This is a genomic window from Undibacterium sp. Di24W (assembly GCF_049340325.1).
Taxonomy (GTDB): domain Bacteria; phylum Pseudomonadota; class Gammaproteobacteria; order Burkholderiales; family Burkholderiaceae_D; genus Undibacterium.
In genome coordinates, this window is sequence record NZ_JBMPOP010000011.1 from 65764 (window position 1) to 90733 (window position 24970).

The 24970-nt window shown below is 46.1% G+C and carries 29 protein-coding genes; 23 read left to right on the forward strand and 6 right to left on the reverse strand.

Features of this window, described 5'->3' with window-relative positions:
* Window positions 1-3: 3 nt before the first annotated feature.
* The 17 genes from ACO0KZ_RS19335 to ACO0KZ_RS19415 all read left to right on the forward strand — a co-directional run bounded on the left by ACO0KZ_RS19335 (window position 4) and on the right by ACO0KZ_RS19415 (window position 7823).
* On the forward strand, window positions 4-270 hold the full coding sequence (locus ACO0KZ_RS19335) for a DUF7681 family protein (RefSeq protein WP_422998256.1): 267 nt from the start codon (window positions 4-6) through the stop codon (window positions 268-270).
* A 14-nt stretch (window positions 271-284) separates the two neighbouring features.
* Complete coding sequence (locus ACO0KZ_RS19340; protein ID WP_422998258.1) at window positions 285-635, forward strand: hypothetical protein; 351 nt, start codon at window positions 285-287, stop codon at window positions 633-635.
* The gene (locus tag ACO0KZ_RS19345) at window positions 628-1494 is read left to right on the forward strand and encodes a DUF2303 family protein (protein WP_422998260.1); all 867 of its coding nucleotides are present in this window, start codon (window positions 628-630) and stop codon (window positions 1492-1494) included. The genes ACO0KZ_RS19340 and ACO0KZ_RS19345 overlap by 8 nt, the downstream gene beginning before the upstream one ends.
* Window positions 1491-1685, forward strand: coding sequence for a hypothetical protein (locus tag ACO0KZ_RS19350; RefSeq protein ID WP_422998262.1), 195 nt, complete (start codon window positions 1491-1493; stop codon window positions 1683-1685). The genes ACO0KZ_RS19345 and ACO0KZ_RS19350 overlap by 4 nt, the downstream gene beginning before the upstream one ends.
* 2 nt (window positions 1686-1687) lie before the next feature.
* Window positions 1688-2005: a hypothetical protein gene (locus ACO0KZ_RS19355; protein ID WP_422998264.1), complete on the forward strand. Its 318-nt coding sequence runs from the start codon at window positions 1688-1690 to the stop codon at window positions 2003-2005.
* On the forward strand, window positions 2002-2229 hold the full coding sequence (locus ACO0KZ_RS19360; RefSeq protein WP_422998266.1) for a DUF3310 domain-containing protein: 228 nt from the start codon (window positions 2002-2004) through the stop codon (window positions 2227-2229). The genes ACO0KZ_RS19355 and ACO0KZ_RS19360 overlap by 4 nt, the downstream gene beginning before the upstream one ends.
* Window positions 2230-2231: 2 nt before the next feature.
* Window positions 2232-2762: a hypothetical protein gene (locus tag ACO0KZ_RS19365; protein ID WP_422998268.1), complete on the forward strand. Its 531-nt coding sequence runs from the start codon at window positions 2232-2234 to the stop codon at window positions 2760-2762.
* A complete protein-coding gene (locus ACO0KZ_RS19370; RefSeq protein ID WP_422998270.1) occupies window positions 2759-2923 on the forward strand; it encodes a hypothetical protein in 165 nt (54 codons plus the stop codon). The genes ACO0KZ_RS19365 and ACO0KZ_RS19370 overlap by 4 nt, the downstream gene beginning before the upstream one ends.
* A 243-nt stretch (window positions 2924-3166) precedes the next feature.
* Window positions 3167-3361, forward strand: coding sequence for a hypothetical protein (locus tag ACO0KZ_RS19375; RefSeq protein ID WP_422998272.1), 195 nt, complete (start codon window positions 3167-3169; stop codon window positions 3359-3361).
* A gap of 328 nt (window positions 3362-3689) precedes the next feature.
* Entirely contained in the window at window positions 3690-4154 is a 465-nt protein-coding gene (locus tag ACO0KZ_RS19380; RefSeq protein WP_422998274.1) for a DUF1566 domain-containing protein, read from the forward strand.
* Window positions 4155-4213: 59 nt separating this feature from the next.
* Complete coding sequence (locus tag ACO0KZ_RS19385) at window positions 4214-4588, forward strand: DUF1566 domain-containing protein (protein WP_422998276.1); 375 nt, start codon at window positions 4214-4216, stop codon at window positions 4586-4588.
* A 77-nt stretch (window positions 4589-4665) separates the two neighbouring features.
* Window positions 4666-5133 carry an HNH endonuclease signature motif containing protein gene (locus tag ACO0KZ_RS19390; protein WP_422998278.1) on the forward strand — a complete coding sequence of 156 codons (468 nt, stop codon included), beginning with the start codon at window positions 4666-4668 and terminating at the stop codon, window positions 5131-5133.
* A gap of 4 nt (window positions 5134-5137) precedes the next feature.
* Window positions 5138-5872 carry a JAB domain-containing protein gene (locus ACO0KZ_RS19395; RefSeq protein WP_422998280.1) on the forward strand — a complete coding sequence of 245 codons (735 nt, stop codon included), beginning with the start codon at window positions 5138-5140 and terminating at the stop codon, window positions 5870-5872.
* Window positions 5873-5982: 110 nt separating this feature from the next.
* Entirely contained in the window at window positions 5983-6237 is a 255-nt protein-coding gene (locus ACO0KZ_RS19400; RefSeq protein ID WP_422998282.1) for a hypothetical protein, read from the forward strand.
* Window positions 6234-6491, forward strand: a complete 258-nt coding sequence (locus tag ACO0KZ_RS19405) for a hypothetical protein (protein WP_422998284.1) — start codon at window positions 6234-6236, stop codon at window positions 6489-6491. Before ACO0KZ_RS19400 ends, ACO0KZ_RS19405 begins: the two co-directional genes overlap by 4 nt.
* 10 nt (window positions 6492-6501) lie before the next feature.
* A complete protein-coding gene (locus ACO0KZ_RS19410) occupies window positions 6502-6729 on the forward strand; it encodes a DUF4224 domain-containing protein (protein WP_422998286.1) in 228 nt (75 codons plus the stop codon).
* Window positions 6726-7823: a hypothetical protein gene (locus ACO0KZ_RS19415; RefSeq protein WP_422998288.1), complete on the forward strand. Its 1098-nt coding sequence runs from the start codon at window positions 6726-6728 to the stop codon at window positions 7821-7823. The genes ACO0KZ_RS19410 and ACO0KZ_RS19415 overlap by 4 nt, the downstream gene beginning before the upstream one ends.
* Before the next feature lie 291 nt (window positions 7824-8114).
* On the opposite strand, the gene dusA is transcribed toward ACO0KZ_RS19415, so the two are convergent.
* Window positions 8115-9146, reverse strand: coding sequence for a tRNA dihydrouridine(20/20a) synthase DusA (gene dusA, locus ACO0KZ_RS19420; protein WP_422998290.1), 1032 nt, complete (start codon window positions 9144-9146; stop codon window positions 8115-8117).
* 180 nt (window positions 9147-9326) lie between these two features.
* Between dusA and ACO0KZ_RS19425 the strand changes: the two genes are divergently transcribed.
* Window positions 9327-10649, forward strand: a complete 1323-nt coding sequence (locus ACO0KZ_RS19425) for an aspartate aminotransferase family protein (protein WP_422998292.1) — start codon at window positions 9327-9329, stop codon at window positions 10647-10649.
* Between the two features lie 31 nt (window positions 10650-10680).
* Window positions 10681-11691 carry a type II secretion system F family protein gene (locus ACO0KZ_RS19430; RefSeq protein ID WP_422998294.1) on the forward strand — a complete coding sequence of 337 codons (1011 nt, stop codon included), beginning with the start codon at window positions 10681-10683 and terminating at the stop codon, window positions 11689-11691.
* Window positions 11692-11737: 46 nt separating this feature from the next.
* Here ACO0KZ_RS19430 and yegQ read toward each other — a convergent pair whose 3' ends face one another.
* The 4 genes from yegQ to ACO0KZ_RS19450 form a co-directional block, all read right to left on the reverse strand.
* Window positions 11738-13102 (reverse strand): tRNA 5-hydroxyuridine modification protein YegQ, encoded by a 1365-nt coding sequence (yegQ, locus tag ACO0KZ_RS19435; protein WP_422998364.1) that lies wholly within the window; start codon window positions 13100-13102, stop codon window positions 11738-11740.
* Window positions 13103-13270: 168 nt separating this feature from the next.
* Window positions 13271-14173 carry a DMT family transporter gene (locus tag ACO0KZ_RS19440; RefSeq protein ID WP_422998296.1) on the reverse strand — a complete coding sequence of 301 codons (903 nt, stop codon included), beginning with the start codon at window positions 14171-14173 and terminating at the stop codon, window positions 13271-13273.
* A 149-nt stretch (window positions 14174-14322) separates the two neighbouring features.
* Window positions 14323-16158: a translational GTPase TypA gene (gene typA / locus ACO0KZ_RS19445; protein ID WP_186920627.1), complete on the reverse strand. Its 1836-nt coding sequence runs from the start codon at window positions 16156-16158 to the stop codon at window positions 14323-14325.
* A gap of 137 nt (window positions 16159-16295) precedes the next feature.
* Window positions 16296-16433 carry a hypothetical protein gene (locus ACO0KZ_RS19450; protein WP_422998299.1) on the reverse strand — a complete coding sequence of 46 codons (138 nt, stop codon included), beginning with the start codon at window positions 16431-16433 and terminating at the stop codon, window positions 16296-16298.
* 47 nt (window positions 16434-16480) lie between these two features.
* Here ACO0KZ_RS19450 and htpG point away from each other — a divergent pair, with 47 nt between their 5' ends.
* Window positions 16481-18394 (forward strand): molecular chaperone HtpG, encoded by a 1914-nt coding sequence (htpG, locus tag ACO0KZ_RS19455; protein ID WP_422998301.1) that lies wholly within the window; start codon window positions 16481-16483, stop codon window positions 18392-18394.
* Window positions 18395-18465: 71 nt separating this feature from the next.
* On the opposite strand, the gene ACO0KZ_RS19460 is transcribed toward htpG, so the two are convergent.
* Entirely contained in the window at window positions 18466-18924 is a 459-nt protein-coding gene (locus tag ACO0KZ_RS19460; RefSeq protein WP_422998303.1) for a glycine zipper 2TM domain-containing protein, read from the reverse strand.
* 287 nt (window positions 18925-19211) lie between these two features.
* Here ACO0KZ_RS19460 and ACO0KZ_RS19465 point away from each other — a divergent pair, with 287 nt between their 5' ends.
* The 3 genes from ACO0KZ_RS19465 to ACO0KZ_RS19475 all read left to right on the forward strand — a co-directional run bounded on the left by ACO0KZ_RS19465 (window position 19212) and on the right by ACO0KZ_RS19475 (window position 24942).
* Complete coding sequence (locus ACO0KZ_RS19465) at window positions 19212-20021, forward strand: spermidine synthase (RefSeq protein ID WP_422998305.1); 810 nt, start codon at window positions 19212-19214, stop codon at window positions 20019-20021.
* A 97-nt stretch (window positions 20022-20118) separates the two neighbouring features.
* On the forward strand, window positions 20119-21897 hold the full coding sequence (locus ACO0KZ_RS19470) for a GspE/PulE family protein (protein ID WP_422998307.1): 1779 nt from the start codon (window positions 20119-20121) through the stop codon (window positions 21895-21897).
* Window positions 21898-22134: 237 nt separating this feature from the next.
* A complete protein-coding gene (locus ACO0KZ_RS19475) occupies window positions 22135-24942 on the forward strand; it encodes a diguanylate cyclase domain-containing protein (protein WP_422998309.1) in 2808 nt (935 codons plus the stop codon).
* Window positions 24943-24970 lie beyond the last annotated feature (28 nt).

The window sequence follows — 24970 nt, forward strand, 5'->3', positions numbered from 1 at the left end:
TCCATGGATAACCAACACCAAAAAATCAAAGGCTATCGAGACCTCAGCCAAGAGGAAATCGATTTAATGAATGAGATCAAACAAAAAGGCGAAGAGTTACGCGCCTTAGTGCAGAAGATCGAAGCAGCCATCAAAGATGCACCAGGCACAGACGGCAGCGCAGCAACAGAAGCGGATCATCCGATGTACTGGCTTCGCTATGCGGAAGGCAGCTATCGCACCGCCACCATGTACGCAGTGCGAGCAATCGCACAACCTACATCTTACTAACAGAGAGTGAAGCCATGACCCATAAAGCCTTTGCACTAATCATGCAAGACCTCCGCGATGGACGCGTCCACGCAGAGCTCACACAGCAATTTGGAGACCTGATTCAAAAAGTCCAAGAGACCGGAAAAGCCGGTGAATTAGTCTTAAAGATCAAGGTCAAGCCAGCCACCAAGGGCAACGTTGACAAAGTCATGATCGCCGATGCGGTCAGCGTCAACATGCCAAAACCAGAGCGCGGCGAAGATGTTTTCTTCCTGACCGAAGACAACGAACTCTCTCGCAACCACCCACGTCAAGGCAATCTCGAATTGCGCGACGCCACCCCAACCGCACCAGCCACATTGAAAGAAGCAAAAAATGGATAACCCAGTACAAGCCTTACAAGGCGGCGTGATGGCTAGCGCCACCGCAGATCAACTGCATATCACGGCAGACACGATAGACCGCATCACCGAGCTTGCGCATGCATCAGTCTGTACACAGACTACAGGCGGCATTACTTTTGCGTTACTGCCAGAGGGCTACAAAACTGTTGATTTAACCAAAGAGATCGAGCAAGCCCAACCGGCACCAAACCGCAAAAAAGGCACGATACAACTCACCAGCATCGACAGCTTCTTGCAATTCATCGCGGACCAAAACCAAGCCGCGAACGCCTATATCTATGCCAATCCAGAGGCGCAGATATTGACGGCCGTATTCAACGACAACAAAGAACACGCCATCGGCTGGCGCGACCACCGCGCAACTTTCAAAGCTGAATTAAGCCGCGAGTTCGCCAACTGGATGCAGCACAACAAAGTCCAAATGCCACAAGAAAGCTTTGCTATCTTCTTAGAAGACAACATTGCCGACATTGTGGAACCATCTGGTGAGGTTTTATTGGGCGTAGCCACGTCATTGCAAGCCAAAACCGAAGTCGCATTCAACAGTGCAAAACGTCTCGATAACGGTCAAGTGCAATTCATGTATACCGAAAACATCGATGCTCGCGCAGGCAACGGCACCTTAGAAATACCCCGCGAGTTCGCATTAGGCATCCGCATCTTTAAAAATGGCGATGGCTACAAAGTCAAAGCGCGTCTCAAGTATCGCCTGCACTCACAAAATCTCAAATTCTGGTACGAACTAGACCGCCCTGAGAACGTCATCGAGACCGCTTTCAAAGAGAGCATCGAGAAGGCGCAAGCGTCTGGTTACACGGTGCTATTCGGTTCGCCATGAATATAGCCGGTGAATTAAAGCCAGGCGATTCTGTTGTCTTTACATGCCCGGACTATGGGCATGTAAAAGGCACAATCAAGCGCATCGCCAAATGCATAGGCAACGGCCAGCTACATGCAGAAATTGATCTTGAAACAAAAGGCTGGGAAGAACCAAAAACCGTCGTAAAACCACTGAACAACTTGATCTAACTATGAGCCAGCTCGACTTATTCCCAGCAACGCCAAGAAAGTCCGGACATGAACTGGTTAATAAACTTCTTTCTTCGGCTGAAATTCAAAAAGCACTAATGGATTTGTTTAAAAATCAGCCCAATAAGGTGTTTGGAGTAAGTGAAATTATCGACGCTGTTAGTGAGTATAAAGCTGGATTTTGTATCGGGCATATTTTAAGCCGGCTGGAATACCAAGGAAAAATCACCAGTAAAAAACTTTACTTTGGATCAGATCACCCAGCAAAACCAAACTATCAGGGATTTTCTTTTTTGTACCAATTAGCGAGCAACACATGAGCCACGACAACGTCAATCACCCAAAGCACTACACAACCCACCCAAGCGGCGTGGAGTGCATCCAAGTCACGGAACATATGTCTTTTTGCTTGGGCAACGTCATCAAGTACATCTGGCGTGCAGACGAAAAAGGCGCATCTATTGAGGACTTGAAAAAAGCCCGTTGGTATTTGGATCGCGAGATTGAAAAACGTGAAGCAGCGACTAACAAAGGCAAAGAATAATCATGGCACGCATACGATCAAGAGACAAACGCAAAGCGCGTCAAACCAAACAACGCAACCGCACATGCGAAAGCAATGTGAGCAATGTTGGCGGCTTGTTTATTATCGGCGCAGCTTTCGAGCGAGGCCGCAAGAAATGCGGTTTAACAGCAGAGCAAATTGTCGATATCAAATTAAGTACACGCTTGGCGCTGCAGACCATGATAAGCGGCGATTCAACTGATTCAGACTGGGGAATAATCACGGGGTCAATCAATCTAGCGCTGATCTTAACTGAACAAGGCTACGGTATCGAGCATGAAAGTGTATTCATTCGTGCGCAAGAAGCCCTAGTGCGATCACATATCAGAGGCATACGAACTGGCAAATGGCGCTTTGATGGCGAAGGCCTTCAAGACATACGAGATGCCATAACGCTGCATGAAGAACAGTGCGACATTGTCAGTATGGAAGACATTGAAAACGGTCTCAATGAAGTGGCAAACCGCATCGACAAAGGCATCGTTTTTGAAGTGCAAGAGGTAGCGGCATGAAACAAAAAACAAAAATAGCCTTAAATGCGTTTGGCTGCGGGTCATATTGTGCAACGCTAATTTCTTCAATCGCCCACGGCAACGTTGCAATCGGTTTGGTGGTGTTGGCGCTCTTGATTATTCAAGGAATATTTTTCATTCAAGAGTACAGCAATGACTAAGAAATACATTTCAGATTAAACGACTAACGGGTTGATCGATGATGGATAACGACCAAGCACAAAACCAATTCAGCGATGCACTTTACCGACTTATTCAAGCGCACGCTGAGATGCAAAGACAGATTGCTTTACACGTAGTTGATCAACTCAAAAAAAGCATCAGGAAGTCTGTTTCACAAATAGTAGCTTCAGAAGTACTTAAGCAAGTTTTTGAATCAAATAACCAAACATACCGGAGCCATCATGGAAACAATCGAAGCAAAACAAGAAGTCGCAGCAACAATAGCACCAACCACCATCAAATTAGCCGACTTACCAAAAATCGGCACTGCATTTGCAGGCGGCATCTATGCCGGCATTATCGGCGGTACCGATAACCAGCCCGACTACGCACTGATCCACGCCACAGTCGATTTTGAATTATTCGATTTCAAATAGGATGAAGCGATCACACGCGCTCAAGAGCCAATCAATGGTTTAACAGATTGGTCATTACCAGATCGCCGTGAAGCACGTCTATTGACGATCAACACGCCTGATAGCTTTGACGTGGACGATTGGTACTGGACATCAGAGCAGCACGCGGACGACAGCGACTTTGCATGGGTGCAGGGTTTCGGCGACGGCGACCAGTACGACGGCCCCAAGTCGGATGAGTACAGAGCCCGTGCAGCCCGCAGATTATTAATCATTCAGTAATTCAATCATTTCACCCAACATCGGGCGCAGCCCGAATGAATTTTTTTATTATTTTTCGGAGCTAAGCATGGATGTCACGATAGACCAAATCAAAGAAGAACACGCCAAAGTCGCAAAAATGATTGCGACTTTTGAAGCAAATCAAAAGATCGTATCAGCCTACCCAATCACACTCAATTTGCCACAGCTCAATGCGGGCGAAAAATACGTGGGCGCAATCATCAGCGCAGACGGCACCAAGCGCGATCACATCATTCTGCTGCCAGAGACCAAAGTCGATATCAACTGGAAAGATGCCACGGCATGGGCTAAATCCATTGGCGGCGACCTGCCAAATCGCTGCGAATCTGCCCTGCTATTTGCGACGATGAAAGACCAATTCGAGCCGCAGTGGCACTGGACAAACGAGCAGCACGCGGACGACAGCGGCTATGCATGGGTGCAGGGTTTCCACTACGGCGGCCAGAGCAGCACCCGCAAGTCGAATGAGTACAGAGCCCGTGCAGCCCGCAGATTATCAGTCATTGAATAATTTAATCATTCCCTAACCCACCACGGGCGAAGCCCGATTCGATTTTTTTTGGAGCAGTCATGTCAAAAGCACTTTTTATGCAGCAAACCTTGCAGCCAGGTGAACACTACGCTGGCATCGTTCTTGGCCAAAACGGCGCAGGCGATCATCACCTGTTCTTACTGCCGGCAAAAACAGAGCCCCTTACTTGGAACAAAGCCGTCACTTGGGCTGAGAGCGCAGGCGGGACACTGCCAACGCGCCAAGAACAAGCGATCCTTTACGGCAATCTCAAGCACGAATTCGAGCCCCGCTGGTATTGGTCTAGTGAGCAGCACGCGGACGACAGCGACTATGCATGGATGCAGTACTTCGACAACGGCTACCAGGACCACGACCTCAAGTCGTATGAGTACAGAGCCCGTGCCGTCCGCAGATTATTAATCATTGAGTAATTGAGTTATTTGATCGCAGCACCGGGCGAAGCCCGTCACGATTTTTTTTAGCATGGCTATCCGGACGCCTCAAAACTATGACATTTAACAAACTAACCCTAGAAGAGAAGCTTGCAGCGAAGTCAAAGCAAGAAGGTGACTGCATTGTTTGGACTGGCGCAAAGTTCAAGTCAGGCTACGGCATGATCCGAATCGATGGAAAGTGGCGGCGCGCTCACCGTGTCATGTATCAGATGGTACATGGCGCAGTCGCGGATGATCTAGTTGTGATGCACTCTTGCGACAATCCGGCGTGCATCAACATTCAACACCTATCCGCAGCGACTCAACTTGCTAACGTACAAGACATGCACCAAAAAGGTCGCGCAAAGCCGATTCATGGCGAAGTGCACCCAAAAGCAAAACTATCTACAAGCGAAATTGAAACGATCAGATCGCGCTACGTAAGCAAATCGCGGATCGATGGCGCATCACAAATCGCACGCGATTATCAAGTATCGAAGCAAGCAATTCTTGCAATTGTTAAACACAAATCGTGGAAATAATAAAATGATCGCAGAATTGACATCCAATACAACATCGCTGTATATTTCGCTCAAGTGCTTGAAATCACGATTAAACAGCGGAATGTCACCCCGTCAGTCTGTGGCATTTTTTACGCCTATAGCTTTCTCTATGGGCGCGATGGATCAGGAATGTAAGACCCGCAAGGGGAATACTGATCGCTCGGCTGTTTACGAGATTTCAACATCGCGCCCACCCCATTCGCTTGAAATCGACTGTGGTGGACTTTTTAAGAGTCTCAAACAGGAGCCTTTCATGCCTATCCCATCGCTACGCGATCGCGATGCGCGCACCGTCGCACGCGCCATTCGCATACTCGAAAAATCGTTCAACACAGAATCAGGCACACCACTTTCTTCACCGGATGCTGCAAAACAATATCTAAGGCTAAAACTCGGGTCGCTTGAACATGAAGAGTTTCATGCGGTATGGATGGATAACAAAAATCAAATTGTAGCCATAGAACCGCTTTTTCGCGGAACATTAACTTACTGCCAAATTCATCCACGAGAAGTCATCAAATCTGCATTGCGACACAATGCCGCGAGCGTTATTTTTGCGCACAATCACCCATCGGGGAAAGCAATCCCATCAAATGCAGATATCGATTTAACCGTGCAACTAAGAGATGCGCTTGCAATCGTTGACGTGCGAGTGCTTGACCACATCATCGTTGCTGGTAGTGATATTTGCAGCCTTATTGAACGTGGAGATATTTAATGCTCAGCTCCAAACAGCAGCCACACGCAACGCGCAAAGCTAGCAAAAATTGCTCTGCTGCGCGGGCATTCAGTCAACAAAGAATTAACTAAGATCTATAGGAAATCAGCATGATGAACATAGAGCAAATGATCAAGGACTTTGAGCGTACACATATCACGATGGATTTGCGCCGCTATGCCGACAATACCTATATGGCTGATGCCACCGCTGACAAATTCAATACATATCGGTCTGGATGGGTTGATGGGCAAGCAGCCATAGAACCAAAGGGAGGCGAGCCTTGTTGGGACAATTCAGATGGAAAGTGCGCAGCAAGATGCTTTGACTTTCCAAACTGTAAATGCACAGGATTAGAGCCATGACTAACACACGCACACAAGGATGCAAATGCCTAACATGGGCAAGAGTGCCTATCGATAAATTACCAATGAGCGAACATCACAAAGACTGCGAGCTTTATAAAGAAGAACGCTTTGTAAAAGTGACTTTTCAAGGCAACTATCTAATCATAGAGCCGCACGATGCAGATGAATATATTGAAGAAGGCATGGTACGCGAAGATGTTTTTATGACTCGCGACCAGTTTGAACGATTGCCAGAATTTGATGGCTTTTAACTCAAGGCAAATGATGCTAAATAACTACCTATCAGCCCCAGAGCTTGCCGACCTAATTGACTGCAAACCAAACAGCTACGCCTGCATGTGCCGTTGGCTGGATCGCAATGGCTGGCCCTACTCCAAGAGCGTGACCGGAATGCCGAAGGTGAGTCGCACTTTTCACGATGCTAAAATGACCGGACAAATCAGCGTACCCGCCGAACAAGAACCCGACTTTGGAGCACTCGCAGCATGATCGGACGCAGAAACTCACCAGACGGATTACCCTTCCGTCTCTATGTAGACAACGGCAAATTCAAGGTCAGCTATTACTACAAGCTGCCCTCTGGCAAACGCGCATTTACCTTGTCAGCATCCGTCAATAATCCTGATGCGATCGCCAAAGCCAAGGCTGAGGCTATCGAGCAAGCCAATGAACTAAACGGCAACACACCCAAAAAAGGTACGATCGCAGATCTGATCAAACGCTATTTCGCCTGGCAATCAGCGCTCAAACTAGACGATGTCCGCCGCAAAGCACGATCAACACTAGAAGAAAATGCCTACGAATCGAAAAACATCGATAAAGTATTTGGCAAGATGAGTCCCGAGGCAATCAAAGCAAAACACATCTACGGGTATTTAGCCGTTCGGGCTGATGGCGGCGCACCTGCAAAAGCAAACAAAGAAGTGGCACTATTCTCCGCAATCTTAGAATACGGCCGTACTCGAGGCGAGCTGGAGACCAACCCCTGCAGAGGCATCAAATACAACAAAACAAAGCCTAGCACCAAGCTTGTCAACGATGAGCAGCTAGAGTTTGCGATCGATGAGGCACGCAAACGCGGCGGCCAGTATGTCGTCCTAGCGCTATGCTTCTATGTCGCATACCTAACCACCAGCCGCCCGGACGAAATGCGCGGACTACTTCGCACAGCCAAAACAGCCGAAGGTCTCAAGATCCCAGTTGGCAAGCGTAGAGCAGACCAGGCACAAAAGTACAAAATTATTCAGTGGTCACCAAAATTAGAAGCCGCGATTGAAGAAGCGCTAAGACTGCAACGCACTAGCAGCATGCTGGTGTTTGGGAATACAGACGGTCAAGAGTACACACGCAGCGGATGGGGAACCATCTGGCGCCGGCTGATGACGTATTGCGAGAAGCGCGCAGAAGTCGAAGGCATTGAGTTTGAACGATTCAGCCTGAAGGATATGCGACCAAAATCAGTAACGCAACGCGTACAAGCTGGCGAGTCAAACATTATCAATTCAACGGGTCACGCAGACGAAAGAATGATCAGAAAGACCTACGATAGATCGGTCATAAAACGGGCAAATTCAACCGAATAAACAGCCAAAATTTTACGGAAGATGCAAATTTTCCCCTAGGTAAAAAATCTAATTTATTCTTGTGCATATTCCGTTGTTATCTTGTAAGTCTTTGATTTAATTGAAAAAATAATTAGGATTGTGATTCCTGTTGTCGTGGGTTCGAGCCCCATCGTCCACCCCACAGATTGAATAAAAAAGCCCGCTTTTGCGGGCTTTTTTGTTTTTCGGCAGATTATCAAGGCCTGAGTTGGGATCGCATTGCGCATTTACAAAACAGCGATCCACACCGACAAAAAAACAAATGCCGCCCTAAAGTTCGGACTCCGGATTAGCGGCCTTAACTTTCTGCATCGCTTCAAGCAACAGCTCTGGATTATTCAATGCTAATTTTTTCGTATCGGACAAAGTTTGTCGAAAAGCACGGGCACCGATCAGGCCAAAGGTTAAACCTAACATATGGCGCGTAATGCTATTAAGTTTTAATCCTTTGCCATTTTCACCGAACTTCTGTAACTGCTCGCTGATGTACGGCAGCATTGCCAATACGACCTCTTCCCGTGTCTTAGGAGTACTGGTATCGCCATAATAGCGTTCGTCAAAATTCGTCATCAGGTAGGGATTGTGATAGGCCTCGCGCCCCAACATCACGCCATCCACATGCAATAAATGTGCATCAATTTCCTGCTCGGTTTTGATGCCGCCATTGATGATAATTTCCAAACTAGGAAAATCTTTTTTCAGACGATACGCGTAATCATATTTCAGCGGCGGTACTTCTCGGTTTTCTTTAGGTGATAGGCCTTTCAATATGGCATTTCTAGCATGCACCACAAAAGTCTTACATCCCGCCTCCGCGATTTGCCCGACAAAGTCTCTCACAAAATCATAGGAATCGACGTCGTTAATACCTATCCTGTGTTTGACCGTCACGTCGATATCTACCACATCACGCATCGCTTTCACGCAGTCGGCTACAAGTTGAGGCTCGGCCATCAAGCAAGCACCAAATGCGCCTTTCTGCACGCGCTCTGAAGGGCATCCGCAATTGAGATTGATTTCGTCGTAACCCCATTCTTGACCACGCTTTGCTGCGATGGCAAGATCAGCAGGCTCGCTCCCACCTAATTGCAATGCAACGGGATGTTCTTCCGCGTTAAAATCAAGATGACGCTCGATGTCACCATGAATAATCGCACCAGTTGTGACCATTTCTGTGTATAGCCAAGTGTGTTTACTGATATAGCGATGAAACAAGCGACAATGACGATCAGACCAGTCCATCATGGGCGCTACAGATATACGGCGGGAAGGGATTACAGGAAAATTCACGGTACTTAACATGAGGAAAACGCGGACAATCAAACAGGCAGTATTGTACATCTTGACGAGTAAGCCCGCCCATGAATTGAATTTTGATCGCGAAACACCTCAAAATCATGCAATTCAGTTATTCTTAGAGGCAAATTTCACGCGACGCAAACATTTCAAAACTTTAATTTGATCCAGCAACGGATGCAAAATATGAACAATTACAATCCCGATCACTTTTGGATGCCATTTACGGCAAATCGTCAATTCAAACAGAAACCTCGTTTGTTAATTGAGGCCAATGGCATGTACTATCGCAGTGATGATGGTCGTCAAATTTTGGATGGCACTGCGGGTTTATGGTGTGTCAACGCAGGACACAATCATCCGAAAATCGTCTCCGCCATTCAACAACAGGCAGCGAAGTTGGATTTTGCACCTACATTTCAAATGGGACATCCATTAGCATTCGAGGCAGCAAGTAGATTGGTGTCGATTGCGCCAGAAGGCTTAAATCGCGTATTTTTCTGCAATGATGGATCTGAAGGCGTCGACACTGCGTTGAAGATGGCTTTGGCCTATCATCGTGTACGTGGTGATGCTGGGCGCCAGCGCTTGATCGGGCGCGAACGTGGCTATCATGGCGTTGGTTTTGGCGGTATTTCTGTCGGTGGAATCGCAGGTAATCGCAAACAATTTGGTAATGCCTTATCTGGCATTGATCATTTACGTCATCCATTAAACATCGCAAAAAATGCCTTTAGTAAGGGTTTGCCAGAACATGGTTTGGAATTGGCCGAAGAGCTAGAACAACGCATCATTGCATTACATGATCCATCGACGATCGCTGCAGTGATCGTCGAGCCTATACAAGGTTCGACAGGCGTCATTATTCCTCCTAAATCCTACTTAGAAAGATTGCGTCAAATTTGCACCAAGCATGGAATACTACTTATTTTCGACGAAGTAATTACCGGTTTCGGGCGTTTAGGCGCGCCATTTGCCGCCGATTATTTTGGCGTTATTCCTGACATGATTGTTTGCGCTAAGGGGCTCACTAACGCCGCTGTTCCTATGGGTGCAGTCATCGCTTCACAATCCATCTATGATAGTTTCATGCAAGCGGCGCCTCAAGATGCTATCGAGTTTTTTCATGGCTACACCTACTCGGCACATCCACTCGCTTGCGCCGCCGCAATTGCGACTATCGACGTCTATCAAGAAGAAAACCTATTTGAACGCGCTGCACAGATGGCGCCCTATTTTGAACAGGCGGCGCACAGCTTACGTGGGCTACCCAATGTGAAGGATATACGAAATCTTGGCATGGTGTGTGGTATCGAGTTGGAAGCACGAACAGGAAAAACGACCACACGTGCTTTCGACATCTTCGAGAAATGTTTTCATGAAAAAAATCTCCTCATACGTACCACTGGCGACATCATTGCGCTCTCCCCACCTTTAATTATTGAAAGAACTCAAATCGATACCTTGTTCGAACAACTCGGCGAAGCTATCCGAGAGCAGGCAAATTAGAGTTAAGTCAAAAAGAAGAGAACACGCTTGAATGAATAACACGAAAAATTTTTCAGATCTAAGCTATGCAACCAAGGCGATGTTATTTACCCATCTCGCCGCCATGGAGCAAGCAGGACTTCCGGCAGCTAAATCCTTCGCCAATCTGCAACTACAAGGCAAAGCACAACAACGAGTCGAAGTAGTGAGAAAAATTCTCGCACGTGGCAAAAGTATCTCACAAGCCGGCAAAGTCTCGGGTCTATTCAATCAACTAGAAACCCACATTATTCACGCGGCAACGCAGTCGGGCAGCCCAGCGATCACATACAAACGTTTTGCCGATCACTACACAGAAAAAGATCGCCGTCAGAGGCTGGTGCATGCACGCATGAAGTTGCCAGTGTTGATGTTTTTGATGTCGCTGTTTATCGCCCCGCTGTCAGCGTTAGTAACAGTATCGATTAGCACCGCAGCCTATCTGTGGCGCGTAGCAGCGCCTCTAATTGCGGTCATCTTGATCTGGCAGGGGATTGTGTTTTTGCAAGGGTACTATCGATCACCAGCATTTAGCGATAAAAACTCGACCGAAAATCCCATCGATAGTCTTGCTTTAAAGTTGCCAATTTTTGGCAGCATGAATGTGCGATCTAATGCGAATCAATTTTACGAATCTTTAGGATTGATGTTGGAAGCGGGATTGCCCATGTTTGAAGCCGTGCCACTGGCAAATCAGACTGTACAAAACAGTTTGATTCGGAAGGAGTTTTCCAAAATTCTACCGCAACTCCACGAAGGAAAAACACTATCACAAAGCTTGGAAAAACTTCGATTCCTAGGACAATGGCACATCGTTGAATTAGTCAGGACTGGTGAGAGCAGTGGCACCATACCCGAAATGCTGTGGCGTTATTGCAAGATCGAAAATGAAGCCATTTCACATTTCCAAGAACAAGTCGCGGCCTGGGTGCCACGTATTTTGTATGCCATGGTTGCCATGTGGATGGCATACAGCATTTTCAAGAGCAATGCTTTCATGCCAAATATTCCTGCAGGAATATAAATAAAGAGTGCCCTCAAATTCATCCTAAACCGAAGGGCATTTCTCTTTACAACATCCGTGCTAACAAGGCTTTATCGTATTTTCCATTCAGTGGAATGCGAACTTTGTGCCCTGCACCGCCGATCACGTCTATCGCTACGTTATGTTTGTTGCGAATTTCGCCCAAGGTAACGATTTCATTTCCACTTGGGTGAATAATTTCGATTTGATCACCAACAGAAAAACGATTTTTTACTTCGACTTCCGCCCAACCATCTGTAACCGACAATACATTGCCGACATACTGACTACGGTGAGCTTTTGACACACCTTCCATATAATTTTGATGTTCTTGGGTGTGATGACGTTGATAGAAACCATCGGTATAACCACGATTTGCTAAACCATTTAACTCACCCAACAACTGTTCATTGAATGGGCGCCCCGCTACTGCATCATCAATCGCTCGACGATAAGTTTGTGCTGTACGTGCGACGTAGTATAAAGACTTAGTACGGCCTTCTACCTTAAGGGAATCAACACCAATTTTCGCCAGACGCTCAACATGCTCAATTGCACGCAAGTCCTTGGAGTTCATGATGTAGGTACCGTGCTCATCTTCCAAGATCGGCATGAAACTGCCAGGGCGCCCAGCCTCCTCTACCAGATACGGACGATCAGCTAATGGATGACGCGGCATGTCTCCCATCGCTGAAAATGACTGATTCGCATCTTCCAAGGCTTTATTGAAATCGAACTTGATGGTTTCAACTGGAATACGTTGCAAGTCCCCGGTTTCATTCTCGGTTGCATTCTCAACCTTGTAATCCCAACGACAAGAATTAGTACAAGTACCTTGATTCGGATCACGGTGATTGAAGTAGCCCGACAAGAGACAGCGACCAGAATAAGCGATACACAAAGCGCCATGCACGAATACTTCCAATTCCATTTCAGGGCAACGCTGTTTGATTTCTTCGATCTCATCTAGTGATAGTTCACGCGACAAAATCACACGCGTCAAACCCATTTTTTGCCAGAATTTAACGTCAGCCCAGTTCACGGCATTCGCTTGCACAGATAAATGCACATTCACTTCTGGCCACTTCTCACGCACCATCATGATCAAACCTGGATCGGCCATAATCAAAGCATCCGGCTTCATCGCAATGACTGGTGCCATATCGTTTAAATAGGTTTTTAACTTCGAATTATGTGGAAAAATATTACTGGCAACGAAGAAAGATTTACCTCGAGCGTGCGCACCGTCTATGCCTTGCTGCAAGGTATCCAGTGTAGAAAACTCGTTGTTACGAGCACGTAAGCTATAGCGTGGCTGACCGGCATACACCGCATCAGCACCAAAATCGAAAGCGGCATGCATTTTTTCTAAAGAGCCTGCTGGCAATAGTAATTCTGGCGCTTTCAACATTAATGAATTCGTAGCAGAGGAGAGACTTGACATAGAACACCATCTAAAAATACTGCGCGCCTTTCAAATGTGGCACGCTCAAAGTTAATAAAAAACGTCTGCCATCTTTGTGCAGTCTGGTTCGAGCTTTGCGCGATTCTAAGCGTTTGGCAGCACTTGAACTATGCGCTAGGACAAGCTTTGTGTTTTCTTTTCCAGCCTATCCTGTTGAAATGCCATGACTTCGTTAAAAATCAGCGCACTCAAGACTACAGCGCCACCAAGTAAGGTCGCCTTGGCTGGTTCTTCGCCGATAGCGAGCCAGACCCAAAATGGACCAAGCACCACCTCTAACAAGGACAGCAACGAAATTTCTGGAGCGCTCAGGCCTTTCGCCGCATGCACCATAATCATGCATGGCAAACCAAGCTGAAACACACCTAGTACCGCCAAAATACCGATGTCGTGTAGCGACGCCGACAGCGGCAATGCAAATGGCAACATTAACAAAGCAGACAAAACCCCACCGACAAATACAGCAGGAATTAAATCGACGTGTTGCCCGCCTTTTTTCAAAATAATCACATTAGCTGCGACAGCAAAAGGAACGCACAGCGCCAACATCACGCCGATCAAGCCACGTGCATCTAATTTAGAAAAGCCGTCAACAAACATCCATAGCATCCCCGCAAAAGCAACGAAAATTGCCAGCCAAGTACGACGCGGTATTTTTTCCGACAAAAATATCCAAGCAAAGATGGCGGTCAATAAGGGGGCAAAACTCTCTACGATCAAAGCATTCGCCACCGTAGTCATCGTCAAGGCCAACATGAAACAAGTGAACATCACTGCCCACATAAAACCAGATGCAAAACCGTAACGTCCTAAGCCCAATAGTTTTTGACCTAGCTTGGCTTTGTGCTGCCAGCTCAATACAAAAGCCACAAAAATTGCAGCAAAAAAACTGCGCCAAAAACTCACTTCAAAACCACGTGCAGATTCTAGCTGACGTGACAATACGCCAGCCGTGCTCCACATAGTCGGTGCGATTATCATTAACACTAAAGCAGTTTTATGACTAGGTTGGCGCATGGACTCACTCCGGACATAGAAGACAAAAACCCGCTTGACGAAGAATCAAGCGGGCTTCTTGTGATACAAAACAAGACTCAACTTGAATGCCGAGTCTTAAGAAATTGTGTATCTTTGTTTACGTATAAATAGACTAATCAGCTATTCAATTAAGCTTCGCGAGATGCTTTTTTACGCTCATGTTCCTTCAAGAAGCGCTTACGCAAACGAATACTCTTAGGCGTCACCTCAACCAATTCATCATCTTCAATGAATTCAACTGCGTATTCCAAACTCATTTGAATTGGTGGAACCAAACGTACCGCTTCATCTGTACCAGAAGAACGAACGTTAGTTAATTGTTTACCTTTAATCGGGTTCACAACCAAATCGTTATCACGTGAGTGAATACCGATGATCATGCCTTCATAAACTGGATCGTTATGTACTACGAACATACGACCACGGTCTTGCAATTTCCAAATAGCGTAAGCAACAGCTGCACCATCATCCTGGGAAATCAACACACCGTTACGACGACCTGCCATTTCACCTTTTGTATTATCCACTGGTGCGTATTCATCAAACACGTGACTCATCAAACCAGTACCGCGTGTCAATGTCATGAATTCGCCTTGGAAGCCGATCAAACCACGTGCTGGAATACGGTATTCCAAACGCACACGACCTTTGCCGTCTGGTTCCATGTTTTGCAAATCACCACGACGACGACCGAGTTCTTCCATCACGCCGCCTTGGTTGTTTTCTTCAACGTCAACCGTCAAGTTTTCATACGGCTCATGGCGCACGCCATCGACCATTTTGAATACAACGCGTGGACGAGAAACCGCCAATTCGAAACCTTCACGACGCATGTTTTCGATCAAAATCGTCAAATGCAATTCGCCGCGACCAGAAACTTCGTACGTGGAATCATCACCTTCAGCTTGCACAACGCGCAAAGCCATGTTGGATTTCAATTCACGATCTAAACGATCACGAATTTGACGTGTCGTAACGAATTTACCTTCGCGACCAGCCAATGGTGAGCTATTAACCATGAAGTTCATCGTCAATGTTGGTTCATCGATCTTCAACATTGGCAAGCCTTCCGGTGTGTCCGGTGCGCAAATGGTGGAGCCGATACTGATTTCTTCGATACCATTAATCAAAACGATGTCGCCAGCCAATGCTTCGTCGGCCAAGACACGATCCAAGCCTTTGAACGTCAACACTTGATTGATACGCGCTTTGCTTGGCTTATCCTCTGGACCATTCATCCAAACAACGTCTTGACCGGCACGAACACGACCACGCAAGATACGACCAACGCCGATCTTACCGACGTATGAAGAATATTCCAAAGAAGTAATTTGCAATTGCAATGGGCCATTTGGATCATCTTCACGCGCTGGAACGTGTTTCAAGATGGCATCAAACAATGGTTCCATATTACCGTCACGTACTGTGTCTTCTAAACCAGCATAGCCTTTGAAGCCAGACGCGTATACGATAGGAAAATCTAATTGTTCATCGGTTGCACCGAGTTTATCGAACAACTCAAATGTAGCGTTAACCGCTTTTTGTGGATCCGCGTTTTCACGGTCAATCTTATTTACAACCACGATAGGTTTCAAACCTAAAGCCAACGCCTTACGTGTTACGAAACGCGTTTGCGGCATTGGACCTTCTTGTGCATCAACCAGCAACAGAACACTGTCAACCATGGACAATACACGCTCAACTTCACCACCGAAGTCGGCATGGCCTGGGGTATCAACGATATTAATGTGTGTGCCTTTGTATTCCACTGCACAGTTTTTGGAAAGAATCGTGATACCGCGCTCTTTCTCAATATCGTTGGAATCCATAACGCGATTATCAACCTGTTGATTATCACGGAAAGTACCAGATTGGCGCAGCAATTGATCCACTAGCGTAGTTTTGCCGTGGTCAACGTGGGCGATAATGGCGATGTTGCGAATAGCGCGTGTATTGTTGGTCATGATTGTATTTATTTGGGAGGTGATTCGAATAACCGACGATTATAGCATGCTGCAATGCAAAACTTACGTCCTGATTACAAACAAAGCAGATATTTTCGTCATTATTTCAAAGACTTACTACGTATTGATGACAAGACTTAGACTTCTGGCTCACATACATAGACTTTTACCGCACCTGTCCTTACTTCAAAAATCACTACCGCAATGGTATTGAGTGCAGAAAAATTACACATTCCCTCTTGAAATATCAACTTAGCACCACATTTGAAGCTCACTTAAGTTCATTCATCGACTCCGTCAATTCTTAAATATCGAGGAAAGCATGTCAGAAAAACAAACCCTAGGATTTCAAGCTGAAGTTTCACAATTACTCCAATTGATGATCCATTCTTTGTATTCAAACAAAGAAATTTTCTTAAGAGAGCTTATTTCAAATGCATCGGACGCTTCGGATAAACTGCGCTTTGAAGCAATCAACGATGCCAGCCTGTTCGAAAACGATGCCGAATTAAAAATCAAAGTCAGCTTCGACAAAGCGGCGCGTACGCTGACTATCAGCGATAACGGCATTGGTATGACTCGTGATGATGCTGTAAATCACTTAGGCACAATCGCTAAATCTGGTACCAAAGAGTTTTTCTCTAAACTGTCGGGCGACCAGCAAAAAGATGCGGCGATGATTGGCCAATTTGGTGTCGGTTTTTACTCAGGCTTTATCGTTGCCGACAAGATGACAGTGGAATCACGTCGTGCTGGCAGGGCCGCAAGTGAAGGCGTACGTTGGGAATCTGCTGGTGCTGGGGACTTCAGCGTGGAGCAAGTTAACAAAGAAGACCGCGGTACTTCTATCACTTTGCATTTGCGCGAGGGTGAAGATGATTTCCTCTCGTCTTGGAAGTTAAAATCCATCATCCGTACTTATTCTGATCACATCTCCTTACCGATCTTGATGCAAAAAGAAGAATGGGATGATGAGAAAAAAGAACAAGTTCTGAAAGATGAACTCGAAACCGTCAATCAAGCCAGTGCATTATGGGCGCGCAGTAAATCCGACATCACGCCTGAGCAATACTCAGAATTTTACAAACATATCTCGCATGACTACACCGCGCCATTGACGCACACGCACAATCGTGTCGAAGGTCGCAGCGAATACACGCAATTACTGTACATCCCTAGCCGCGCACCTTTTGATATGTGGGATCGCAACAAACGTGGCGGCATCAAACTCTACGTCAAACGCGTTTTCATCATGGATGATGCGGAACAATTGATGCCTGTCTATTTGCGCTTCGTTAAAGGGATTATCGATTCCAACGATTTGCCCTTGAATGTATCTAGAGAAATTTTGCAAGAGTCACGTGATATCAAAGCGATCCGCGAAGGCTCAACTAAACGTGTACTTGGGATGCTGGAAGATTTAGCTAATGCAGAAGGAGATGAAGCAGAGAGCAAGAAAGAAAAATTTGCCAGTTTCTGGAAGGAATTCGGTCAAGTTTTGAAAGAAGGTATTGGCGAAGATGCAGCGAACAAAGACCGTATCGCCGCCCTGCTCCGTTTTGCATCTACGCACAACGACAACGATACGCAAACAGTTTCATTAGCTGACTATATTGCTCGCGCCAAAGAAGGTCAGGACAAAATTTATTATGTCACGGCAGACAGCTTTGCCGCAGCAAAAAACAGCCCGCATCTGGAGATTTTCCGCAAAAAAGGCGTGGAAGTATTGTTGCTCACGGATCGTGTCGACGAATGGATGTTGTCTTTCTTAACTGCGTTTGAAGGTAAAGATTTGGTCTCCGTTGCCAAAGGTGATCTGGATCTGGGTAAACTAGAAGACGAAGCGGAGAAGAAACAACACGAAGAAACTGAAACGCAATTCAAAGATCTGGTAGAAAAGATGAAGGCCGCTTTGGCAGATAAGGCTAAAGATGTTCGTATCACTTTCCGCTTAACCGACTCCCCGGCTTGTTTGGTTGCTGATGAAAATGAACTCTCTGGCAATCTGGTGCGCATGTTAAAAGCAGCAGGACAAGCAGCCCCTGAATCCAAACCCATTCTGGAAGTAAATCCGGATCATCCACTGGTTCAACGTTTGAAATATGAAGAAGCCAAGTTCAATGACTGGTCACACATCTTGTTTGATCAAGCTGCGTTGGCTGAAGGCGGCACGCTTGATGATCCAAGTTCATTTGTAAAACGTTTGAACGAGATGCTGTTGAATCTGAGTAAATAAACTTAAGCAAAGCCCATAAAAAAACCGGAACTCAAATTCCGGTTTTTTATTTGTCGAGAAACACATTAAACTCAATGCGTTACCCTTGTAGTACGTCGATCTGACAATAAACGAACACGCTCACCAGGGCGGAAAGTTTCATCAGCATCTTGCGTAATCGCCTTCATTTCTCCATTATCGAGACGCACGGTAATTTCCACACCTCGGCGCGTATTTGCGTTGGATTCAACGTTATTGCCGATAATACCGCCCACCACAGCACCGACAATACCAGTTGCAGTTGAACCTCGACCGCCACCTACACTAGATCCTGCTAAGCCTCCCAATGCAGCACCTGTTAAAGTACCGACACCGCTACGACCGCCGTCGATCGTCACTTCACGTACTGACTCGACCACGGCCAGACGAACTGACATTTCGTTCTGGGTCTGATAAGGACGATAAACACTACCTGAGGTATGAGTGGAAACGCAGGCTGTCATAGTTGAAGCGGAGGCAATCACTGCAGCAATAATTATTAATTTTTTCAAAATAAACTCCTTACTTGATTTCATTAGATTTGATGTGATTAGCGTGTGTTGACCTAAAATTCACAAATTGACTACCTGTGCGTTTACAACGTTACATTTAACATTCAGTTGACAATTCGATCAAGAAATAATGCCACTACAAATATTAAGACAAAGAGCGAAGAAATCAATGACACATCTAACAACATAGCGTTTACAATCGATCTCTGCTGCTATTTTGTAGATATTTATCGTAAGCATTTGTTTCAACGCATGACATTTCCGCCATCGCCGGCATACTTCCTAACATGTTAATCAAACGAAAATCCATAGAAGCTGAATCTAATTATCGCTCTGGCCCCACTGCTGCGAAGAGAGACGTTCCTCGCAAACCAAAATTTGCCCCAGTAACGTTGTCTGAACATGATGGCGTACGTTATCTTCATTTTGGCACTGAATGGGTGCAAGGCGCTATGCGTCTGCGCAAACCAGACTGGTTAGAATTGGAATATGCCCAGCAAATGATGGCTTGGATGCTTTTTCATGATCACCCTGAGAAAATTGCACAACTTGGCTTGGGTACCGCAGCCCTCACCAAATTCTGCTATCGCCAGTTTCCCAATGCAAAAGTCACTGCAATCGATGTAAATCCAGCCGTCATTATGGTCTGCGAAAGCATGTTCAAATTACCCCAAAATGATGAACGACTCAAAGTCATTGAAATGGACGCCATGGATTTTGTACTCGATAACGACAATCATGATCAATTCCAGGCACTGCAAGTCGACCTATATGACGCCACCGCGCGCGGACCAGTGCTCGATACGACGGAGTTCTATCAAGGGTGTGCTGATTGCTTGTCGGCAGATGGCGTGTTAACCGTCAATCTATTTGGTGATCACCCCAGCTTTGCCAAAAACATCAAAGTGTTGCGCTATGTGTTTGGTACTGTATTGTGCTTACCTGAAGTGCATGATGGAAATGTTGTCGCGATCGCCTTTAAACAACGACTCAAACTCGATTTGCCCGTATTGTATGAGAGAGCCGATACAATCGAATTGCAAACAAAACTACCAGCACGGACTTGGGTTGACGGCCTCGCAGAAACCCAAAAATAACAATTAACACATAGAAGCTGATGCCGGACTTAAAGCCGATTTTATAAGAATAGACTGTTCGACTATTCCGTCCCTTGATTTTACTCAATAAAAAAATATGAACTCAACACCGAAAAAATTAAGTCTGCAACAGATATTCACTTGGTTGATGGAGGACGGCATCATCAAAAAAGAGGATGCAAAAATCTCATTCAATCATGCACGGGGCATACTCAAAAGCGGCACCGCAAATATGCACCCGTTCACCGCCATTGCCCAAGCAAAACTATATTCGGCATTGAGATCACAACATTTACTGACATTGGATTGGGTTACCGAATGGGCGGCACGTAAAGTCGGCTTGCCCTTCTATCGTATCGACCCCTTAAAAATAGATTTCACAAAAGTGTCCGACGTGATGTCCTCAACTTATGCAACACGCTTTAATATTTTACCAGTGGAAGCTGACAACGATAGCGTCACAATCGCCACGACCGATCCTTATGACAATGAGTGGCTCGATGAGATCACCAAGATCACACATAAAGAAATCAAACTAGTCCTGGCAAATCCGCTCGATGTGGCGCAATACACTGCACAGTTTTTTTCGCTGGCAAAATCAATTAAAGATGCGCGTAAAGCGAATGGTAACGATGTCGCGCTAAGAAACAATTTTGAACAATTAGTTGAACTCGGAAAGTCGAACAAGCAAGTCGATGCGAACGACCAACACGTGATTAACATCGTTGATTGGTTGTGGCAATTTGCATTTGATCAGCGCGCCTCAGATATTCATCTGGAGCCGAAACGCGACATGGCTGCAATACGTTTTCGTATTGATGGCGTCTTACATCAGGTATATCAAGTACCCGCCATTGTGATGATCGCGATGACCGCCAGGATTAAACTATTGGGACGCATGGACGTTATCGAAAAGCGTCGGCCGCAAGATGGTCGCGTCAAAACTCGGACGTCGGATGGACAAGAAGTTGAACTACGTCTTTCTACCCTGCCGACTGCATTTGGTGAGAAACTCGTGATGCGTATTTTCGATCCAGAAGTAGTAGTAAAGACCTTGCCCGAGTTAGGTTTTCCAAAAAATGACGCGATACGCTGGGATAATTTAACAAAGAAACCGCATGGCATTATTTTGGTAACAGGGCCGACAGGATCAGGAAAAACCACCACTTTATATACAACGTTAAAAGCGCTCGCCACCCCCGACGTCAATGTATGTACGGTGGAAGATCCAATTGAAATGGTGGAAGGTTCGTTTAACCAAATGCAGGTGCAATCAAATATTGACCTGTCTTTTGCCGACGGCATACGTGCGCTGATGCGACAAGATCCAGACATCATCATGGTCGGTGAGATACGCGACTTACCAACAGCAGAAATGGCAATCCAGGCAGCATTGACAGGACACTTAGTGCTTTCAACCTTACATACGAATGACGCACCATCGGCCATCATGCGTTTGTTGCAATTAGGCGTCCCTTATTATCTGTTAGAAGCGACTATTGTGGGTATCTTGGCACAACGTCTGGTCAGAACGTTGTGCCCTCATTGCAAAAGCGACGATGGTGAAATCCAAGACCCGGTGTGGTCAGCTTTAGTCGAAGATTGGCCAGTCGAAAAACCAGCAAAAGTATATCGTCCAGTAGGATGCCTCGAATGCCGTCAAACAGGCTACAAAGGTCGAACCGGCTTGTATGAATTGTTAACTATCACACAAACATTTAGCAAGTTAATTCAGCAAGATTCAGACATCCATGCTCTACGCAAACAAGCCATCAACGACGATATGAAACCATTACGCATTGCAGGCGCGCACAAAATTATTGACGGTGTCACAACGGCGGATGAGGTCTTAAAAGTAACATCAGCCTTATTTTAGCAAATTAAATTTGCCGGGTATCGCATCGGTGTTTTCAAGCGAAAACATCGATGCAGCCGCAACAAGCGAGAGAAGCAAGCGATCAGGAAACTTTCTCTTTACACCTGTTTCAAGTAAAAAATCTTTGTGTTAAATTGCATGATTAGCCTACTTCAGGCTTAACCCAATTTCACAATACTTTGCGAATAAAATCGCAATAGATATTGATGCGTGCTGGCTTTTAGATGCGATCTTACAATGGATTTATACGCTTTAGACAGTGAAGTAAATGCTATTGAAACAAGAGTTTCATTACTTGAGGGCGCGGATCGAGTCCGAATACTGGTAAAACTGGCTTGGTATCTGCGTCAACGCGACTGCCAAAGAACTTTGCTTCTACTACTTGAGGCGAAGACACTACTCGAACAGAATCACGTCATTCAAATCGGCATCGAGCCAGATGAACGAATTATCCTCAACGCCAGAATTAACTTAATCCATTGCGAAGTTCATTGGTTAAACGGTGAACTCGATTCTGCTGAAAAAAACGCCAAGCTCGCGCTACAAAGTTTCAGTACCTTGCAAGACCACGTCGCCATCGGTGATACCTATTTTCTTTTGAGTTCGGTTTATCGCGATTTTGGCGAAATCGATAAGCGTGATCATTTTCTAAAAGCCTCGATAGAGCAATTCCATATTGCAAAAGATACGACGCGCTACCAAGTCGCTTTAGCGCGTAAATTACATAACAGTGCCATCAGCGATCCCAACCAAACCGCACCATTACTTGACAAACATTTTTCTAGCTCGCCAGATTATCCACTTGCGGTTCTCGCATGGCTAGACAGCGCTCGCGCCATCGTCGCGAATAAAATTGGAGCGCTGGGTGATTCATGCCGATTGCACATCCAAGCGCACAGAGCTGCGCAAGAATCGGGGCAAATTCGCCATGCCATATTGACGGCCACCAATGCTGGCGACTCCTTTGCTACGTTGGGAGATTTGGACTCAGCTTTAGAATGGGATGAAGCCGCCTTAGCACTCGCACGTCAACAGCAATGGCCGAGTTCACTGGCGATCGCACTACTACAAACGGGAAATGCGCTGCGCTTGCTAGAGCGCTACGCGGACGCTAAAGAAAAATTGATGGAGTCCCTGAGCATACAAGAAAAAATTTCTGGCTCGCGCACTTTCGCACATACGCTTGCCTATCTCGGCGACTTATCGATTGATTTAGAAACACCCTACGAAGCATTACGTTTTTTCGAATTAGCTGCAGACAGAATACAAGTACATAATGAACCTGTTTTTATCTCAGATTGCTGGCGAGGGCAAGCGATTGCCCACTGCCGATTAGGTCAGGCCAAGCTTGCCCATGAAAAAATTCAACAAGCATTAAGTATTGCCCGCGATCAGAAAAATCTGGACGAACAAATTAAATGTCTGCGCGCCTATGCAGAATTGGCAAAAAAACATCCAGAGCTAATTTCAGCGCCTGCTAACTCAACAAAGCTCAGCCTAGCCTATTTGTTGGAGGCACTCGCACTTTGCGAAAACCTAAAAGCGGGCAATATCCCAGCAAAGCTGCTTGACGATATTGCGGACAATTACGCACAAATAGAAGATTTCGAATCGGCTTATCACTACGCAAAACTAGCAGCAAAAGCGAAAGAAGATCGACGCCTACACGAAGCACGTAATCGGGCTACAGCTATGCAAGTTAAGCTAGATAATGAACGCCACCGTGCTGATGCCGAATACCACAGACAAATCGCGGCAACCGAAGCAGCACGCTCTGCCAGTTTGCAAGAATCGAGTGGCACCCTAGAAACACTAGGCTTGATCGGACGCGAGATTACTGCCAACTTAAACGTCGATGCGGTTTTTGCCGCATTACACCGTCACGTTAATGAGCTCTTAGACGCGACTAGTTTTGGAATTTCTTTGCTTGCTGCTGACGGTTTGACACTAGAATTTGTGTTTGGCATTGAAAATGATATGCCGATATCAAATTTTTCTACCGCCATCGATCATCCGATTTCCTCTTTTGCCCGCTGTGCACGTGAGCGCCAGGAAATCGTCCTAGAACACGAGCCTGGAGCGACTGGGCGCTTCATCGTTCCCGGGACAATGGAAACACTGAGCTTGCTTTACACACCGCTCATTGTCGGAGAGCGACTACTGGGTGTTATGTCAATTCAATCGATTCGACCACATGTCTATGGCGAACGTGAAAGATCTATCCTGCGAACCTTGGCCGCCTATGGCGCTATTGCACTTGACAATGCCGCAGCCTACAAGCAACTGCAAGCGACGCTCAATGAATTACGCGAAACGCAAATCCAATTAGAAGAAGTGAGTATCACAGATCCGTTAACTGGCCTCAGGAACCGGCGCTTCCTACTCCAACACATTGAAGCTGATGTGGCGCGAGCGATGCGTGCTTACGAAAATCAACTAGATTCTTCACTTGATTCAATTGATCCAAATAACGATGAAGATCTGGTCTTTTTTATGGTCGACTTGGACCATTTCAAATCAGTCAACGACACCTACGGTCACGCTTGCGGCGATATGGTATTAATTCAAATGCGTGATCGTTTGCAAAGTGTATTTCGCGAATCCGATTATCTAATACGTTGGGGTGGCGAAGAATTCTTGGTTGTCGCGCGGAGTTGCAATCGTAAAGACGCGGGCATCGTGGCAGAACGGATACGCGAGGTAGTGGCAGCTTGTCCGTTTAAATTACTTGATGACATAGAAATTTCACGTACCTGCTCGGTTGGTTATGCTTGCTTTCCTTTTATACCCAAACAGCCGCACCTGATCACTTGGTCGCAAGTGATCAATTTCGCGGATCAAGGCCTATATATGGTAAAAAGAGCCGGAAGAAATGCCTGTATCGGCGTCGCTCAAGCACCTCATGTTCAACTTGAATTATTGCCTCAAACTGATGATTTCTACAATCGCATCATGCGCCATCCACAGCAAGCAGCGCAATCTGGATTAATCCAAATCATTACGCATAATGTGAGTGACTTAGGTGACGTAATTAATGCTAGTTGAGTCTCAATTGACCACGACCTTTGGCATC